The sequence below is a fragment of the Roseateles aquae genome (assembly GCF_032337115.1).
Classification (GTDB): domain Bacteria; phylum Pseudomonadota; class Gammaproteobacteria; order Burkholderiales; family Burkholderiaceae_C; genus Roseateles_C; species Roseateles_C aquae.
The window spans coordinates 1-5978 of record NZ_JAVXZY010000021.1; the positions used below are offsets into that span (position 1 = coordinate 1).

A 5978-nucleotide genomic window follows, 5' to 3' on the forward strand; every position below is an offset into this window, starting at 1 on the left:
GGGATCGCAGAAGCGGCTGGTGGCCTATGTGGTGGCGCAGCAAGCGGGAGCGGGAGAGCTGGACATTGGGGAGCTGCGGGGGCGGCTGGCGCGCGAGCTGCCGGAGTACATGGTGCCCAGCGCGTTCGTGCAGTTGGAGGGCTGGCCGCTGACGGCCAACGGCAAGCTGGACCGTCGGGCGCTGCCGGCGCCGGATGAGGCGGCGGTGGTGAAGCGGGAGTACGAGGCGCCGCAGGGAGAGGTTGAGGAGGCGATTGCGGCGATCTGGGCGGAGCTGCTGAAGCTGCAGCGGGTCGGCCGGCGCGACCACTTCTTCGAGCTGGGCGGGCATTCGCTGCTCGTCATCCAGATGGTCGACCGCTTGCACAGGCAGGGCTGGGTGCTGCAGGTGCAGCAGGTCTTCATTGATGGCAGCTTGGCGGCACTGGCGGCATCGGTACAGGCCGCCGGCGGCGGGCTCACTGAAAAACTGCTCCGCCTACCGGCTGGCACGGCGCGCATCACGCCCGAGATGGTGCCGCTGATCCAGGCCGACCAGGCACAGCTGGATGCCTTGGTCGCCAAGCTGCCCGGTGGCGCCGGCAATATCGAGCTGATCTATCCCTTGACGGCCTTGCAGCAGGGATTGCTGTTCCATTCGTTGCTCGACACCGAGGGTGATCCCTATTTGCTGCGCTCTATCCTCGCCTTCGACACGCGCGCCCGGCTTGACGCCTTTGTTGCAGCGCTGGGTCAGGTCGTTGCGCGCCATGACAGCCTGCGCAGCGCGGTGTTCTGGGAGGGGCTCGCTGAGCCCGTGCAAGTGGTCTGTCGCGACGTTGTCGTGCCCGTGTTTGAGCATGAGGCCCGGCCTGAGCGGGACGGCGATGCAGCCGGCGGCGAGAGTGCCTACCTGCAGATTGAGCGGCTGACCGATCCGCGCCGCCAACGCCTGGACCTGCATCGCGCGCCGCTGCTGGCCTGCCACGTGATGCGTGACCCTGCCACCGGTGAATGGTTGTTGGCCGTGCTGAACCATCACCTGGTTTCCGACCATGTGTCGCTTGAGGTGATGCTTGACGAGATCGGCAAGATCCTTGCCGGCCGGGCGCAAGATCTGGCTGAGGTGCAGCAGTTTGGCACCTATGTTGCGCGGGCCCATGGCAAAGCGGCACAGGAGACGGAAGCCGCCCAACGTGCCCACTTCAGCGCGCAGCTGGGCAGCATCGATACGCCAACGGCGCCCTTCGGATTGCTTGACACCCAGCGCAGCAATGCGCGTGTCGAGCAATGCTCGATCGCACTCGATCCCGCGCAGGCCAGCCGGCTGCGCGAGCTGGCGCGCGCCAACGGCGTCACACCTGCGGTGCTGTTCCATCTGGCCTGGGCGCAGGTTCTCGCCCTGTGCACCGGCCAGGAGGAGGTGGTGTTCGGGACGGTGCTTTCCGGCCGTATGCGCAACGAGCAGGGTATCTCGGAGGTGGTCGGCATGCTGCTGAACACCCTGCCCGTGCGTATCTCGCTGCAGGACATTGGCACTGCACAGGCCATCCGACATGTTCATCAGCAGCTCGTCGAGCTCAGCCGCTACGAGCAGACTCCGTTGACGCTGGCACAGCAATGCAGTGGCGTGGCGCCGGGCCAGCCTCTGTTCACAAGCTTGCTGAACTACCGACATAGCGCCGCAGCAGCCGATACCACCGGTGCTGTGGCCGAACGCACGCCGGCCGGCTGGGACGGGGTGCGGTCTCTGCATAGCGAGGAGCGCAGCAACTATCCCTTGAGCGCGTCGGTGACCGACAACGGCAGCGGCTTCACCTTGAGCCTGCACACGATAGAAGTCGAGGCCGCGCGGCTGGGTAGCTACTTCATCTGCGCTGTTGAGAACCTGATCAAGCTGCTGGCCGAGCACCCGCAGGCGCCGATTTCGATGGCCCGCGGACTTCCGGAAGCCGAGCGTCACCAGGTGCTGGAGGCCTTCAATGCGACGACCGTCGATTACGCCGGCAATCGCGATGACGCCACCTTGCATGGGCTTTTCGAGCAGCAGGTCGCCCTGCGCCCGCAGGCGATTGCGCTGGAGTATGAATCGCAGCGCCTGAGCTACGCCGAACTCAATTTGAAAGCGAATCGACTGGCTCACGCGCTGATTGAGGCTGGAGTGCAGCCGGATGATCGAGTCGCGATCTGCCTTGAGCGCGGACCTTGGCAGGTGGTCGCGCAGCTGGCCGCACTGAAGGCTGGCGGCGCATATGTGGCGCTTGACGCACGCTACCCGCAGGAACGCCTGGCGTTCATCGTTGCCGATAGCAGGCCGCGCTTGCTGCTGACCGAGCGTTCGTTGCTTGACGCTGTCAGCCAGTGGGGGCAGGGCCTGCCCTTGCTGGTGATCGATGACGCTGCGGCATTCGAGCATCGGCCGGTTCAGAATCCGCTCGTGCCGGGGCTTCGCGCCCACCACATGGGTTGTTTGATCTACACCTCGGGTTCGACCGGCCTCCCCAAGGGGGTAGTGATCGAGCATCGCAGCCTGCTGCGTCTGGTGCACAACTCTGGCTACGTTCAGCTGAGCGCTGATGACTGCATCGCGCATGGTGCCAGCGTGTCCTTCGATGCGGCCACATGGGAAGTCTGGGCTCCGCTGACCATCGGTGCGCGGCTGCTGGCGCTGTCCCATGAGACCATGCTTGAGCCGCAGCGTCTGCAACAGGCTCTGCTGGACGGCGGCGTGACGGTGCTGTTCCTGACGATTGGCCTGTTCCATCAGTACGTCGACCAACTGCAGCCCGCGTTCAGGCGCTTGCGCTACCTGCTGACCGGTGGCGATGTCATCGATGCCGGCATGGTCCGTCGCCTGCTTGACAGTGACGGCCGGCCGCAGCATTTCCTGGCTTGCTACGGTCCGACGGAGGCGACGACTTACGCCACCGTCCATGAAGTCACCCGGATCGACGAACAGCAGCGCAGCATCCCGATTGGCAAGCCGATCGACAACACGCGCATCTACATCCTTGACGCGAGGCTGGAGCCCCTGCCCATCGGTGTACCCGGCGAAATCTGGATCGGTGGCCCCGGCGTGGCGCGCGGCTACCTCGATCGCGAAGAGTTGACGGCCGAACGCTTCCGCGCGGATCCGTTCGTGGGCGGCGATGCGCGGATGTACAAGACCGGTGATCTTGGCAAGTGGTTGCCGGAGGGCACGGTCGAGTTTCTCGGCCGCAACGACTTCCAGGTCAAGATTCGCGGCTTCCGCGTTGAACCTGGCGAGATCGAAGTGCGTCTGAAGGCCTTCGACTGCGTTCGCGAGGCTGTGGTCGTCGCGCGTCAGGACGACGGCAACAAGCGGCTGGTTGCCTATCTGATCGCGGCGACTGACGCTGCGGTAGATATTGCGGCCCTGCGTGCCGCAATGGCGGGCTTGCTGCCCGACTATATGGTGCCAAGTGCCTTTGTGTTGCTGGAGCGCTTCCCGCTGACAGGCAGCGGCAAGATCGACCGCAAGGCGCTGCCTGCACCTGACCTGGCTGCCGTTGTCCTGCGTGACTACGTTGCGCCGCAGGGGGCTATGGAGACGGCGTGCGCTGAAATCTGGGCCGAGCTACTGAAACTTGAGCGCGTCGGCCGTGACGACCATTTCTTCGAACTCGGTGGCCACTCGCTGTTTGCCGTGCAGCTCAACTCACGCTTGCGCGAGCGACTCGGCGTCAACGTGCCGCTGCGCGTCGTGTTCGAACACCCGGTGCTGGCGGATTTCGCCTCGCAGCTGGCCAGCGCCGAGCCCAGCACCGGGTCCCTGCATGGCGACATCCCTCGCGCGGACCGCGGCCGCCCGCTGCCACTGTCCTGGGCGCAGCAGCGTCTGTGGTTTACCGACCAGCTCGACCATGCGGCGAGCGTGATGTACAACCTGCCGATCGCGCTCAAGCTGAGCGGTACGCTGGACGAGCAGCGTTTGCGCAAGACGCTCGCCATGGTCGTCGCGCGCCATGAGAGCTTGCGCACGACCTTTGTTGCGATCGATGGCCAGGCCAGCCAGCGCATCGCGCCGGCCGACATCGGCTTCACGCTTGCCGCCTATGACCTGTCCGGGTTGTGCGAAGGTGAACGTGAAACGGCGCTGAATGCACACCGCCGTGCCGAAGAGACCACGCTGTTCGACCTGGCAACTGGCCCTCTCATTCGCGGTCGCCTGCTGCGGTTGGCGCCGACCGAGCATCTGCTGATCGTCACGCAGCATCACATCATCTCGGACGGCTGGTCGATCGGCGTGCTGGTGCGCGAGGTCAACGCGATCTATGGCGCGCTGCTGGCTGACCTCCCGCCTGCGCTTGCGCAGCCATCCATTCAATATCCAGACTATGCCCAATGGCAGCGCGAGCGCCTGAGTGGCGCGGTGCTGGACCAGCAGCTCGGCTACTGGCGCGGGCAACTCGGGCATGCACCTGCACTGCTGACACTGCCCTTGGATCGACCGCGCCCGGCGACGCAGAGCTTTGCCGCGGCGACGCTCGAGCTGCGTTTGACGGCGGAACTCAGTGAGGCGCTACGTCAGCTCGCCCGCCGCCATGGTTGCACCATCTTCATGGTCCTGCTGGCCGGCTGGTCGGTGATGCTGTCGCGCCTGTCCTCGCAGCGCAGCGTCGTCATCGGCTCAGGCATCGCCAATCGAGAGCACCGTCAGACCGAGGACCTGATCGGCTTCTTCGTCAACACGCTGTGCTTCCACATAGACGCTGAGGCCAGCCACACCGTCGCCGAGTTGTTGGCGCAGGTGCGTCGGACCGCGCTGGAGGCCTACGCCCACCAGGAATTGCCTTTCGACCAGGTCGTCGAGGCACTCAACCCGGCGCGCAGTCTGAGCCACAACGCGGTCTTCCAGACCATGCTGTCGATGAACGAGACGCCGACCGCTGCGGCGCTGGAGCTGGGAGATCTGACGGTCGAGACCATTGCGCCCGCACTGACAAGCACTTCGGTGGACCTCAGCGCCTCCTTGGTCGATGGCGGGGATGCTGTTTTCGGTACTGTGATCTATGCGCGGGACCTGCTCGACGCTGCGACCGTAGCGCGCTGGAGTGAGTACTTCGTGGCGATTCTTGCGGGGATGGCCGCTGACGACCAGCGCGGGCTGAGCAGCATCGACATGCTCGGTGCGAACGAGCGCGCACATCTGCAGGGGCTGATGGAGGCGTCGACGCGGCCGCTCGATGATGCACGGCTCGTGCACGAACGCTTTGAGGCGCTGGCCGAGCTCGCACCGCAGCGCCCGGCCGTGCAGGCGGGGGCACGGACGATCGGCTACGAAGCGCTCAATGCGATGGCCAACCGCATCGCGCATCGGCTGATCGGCATGGGCATCAAGACCGGCGACCGTGTGGCGATCTGTGTGGAGCGCAATCCCTTCATGGTTGCAGCCGTGCTCGGCGTGCTCAAGGCCGGCGCTGCCTTCGTGCCGCTGGACCCCAGCTACCCGCCCGATCGCCTGTCCTGGTTGCTGCAGGATTGTGCGCCGGTCGCCTTGCTGACGGAGACTGCGGTCGAGGATCTACTCCCTGCACTGAGCCTGCTACGCGTGCTCGTGCTCGACGACGACGCGCAGCTGGAACGGCAGCCGGGCAGCAATCCCGGGCGCGCGATCGGCGAGCGCGATCTCGCCTATGTGATCTACACCTCGGGATCCACCGGCAGGCCCAAGGGCGTGATGCTTGAGCACCGCGGGCTGCGCAACACGATTGCGGCACTCAATGAGGTCTATGGCTTCGGGCCGGGCAGCCGGCTGCTGCAGTTTGTCTCGTTCGGCTTTGATGTCTGTGTCTCCGAGCTGCTGATGCCGTTGACCAGCGGGGGCACCGTGCACCTGCTGGCTCAACAGGAGTTGCTCGGCGAGCGCCTGGCCGGCCATGTGCGAGCGCAGGGCATCACGCATCTGTGCATGCCTGTTGCCGCCTTGGCCACGGTGCCGCTGGAGGCAGACCTGGGCGCGCTGCAGACCTTGATCA

At 65.6% G+C, this 5978-nt stretch carries 1 protein-coding gene; it reads left to right on the top strand.

Annotated features, from left to right (window positions below; translation table 11 throughout):
* Window positions 1-5978 (top strand): non-ribosomal peptide synthetase (locus RQP53_RS24520; protein ID WP_315653360.1); only part of this gene is annotated, 5978 nt, incomplete at both ends.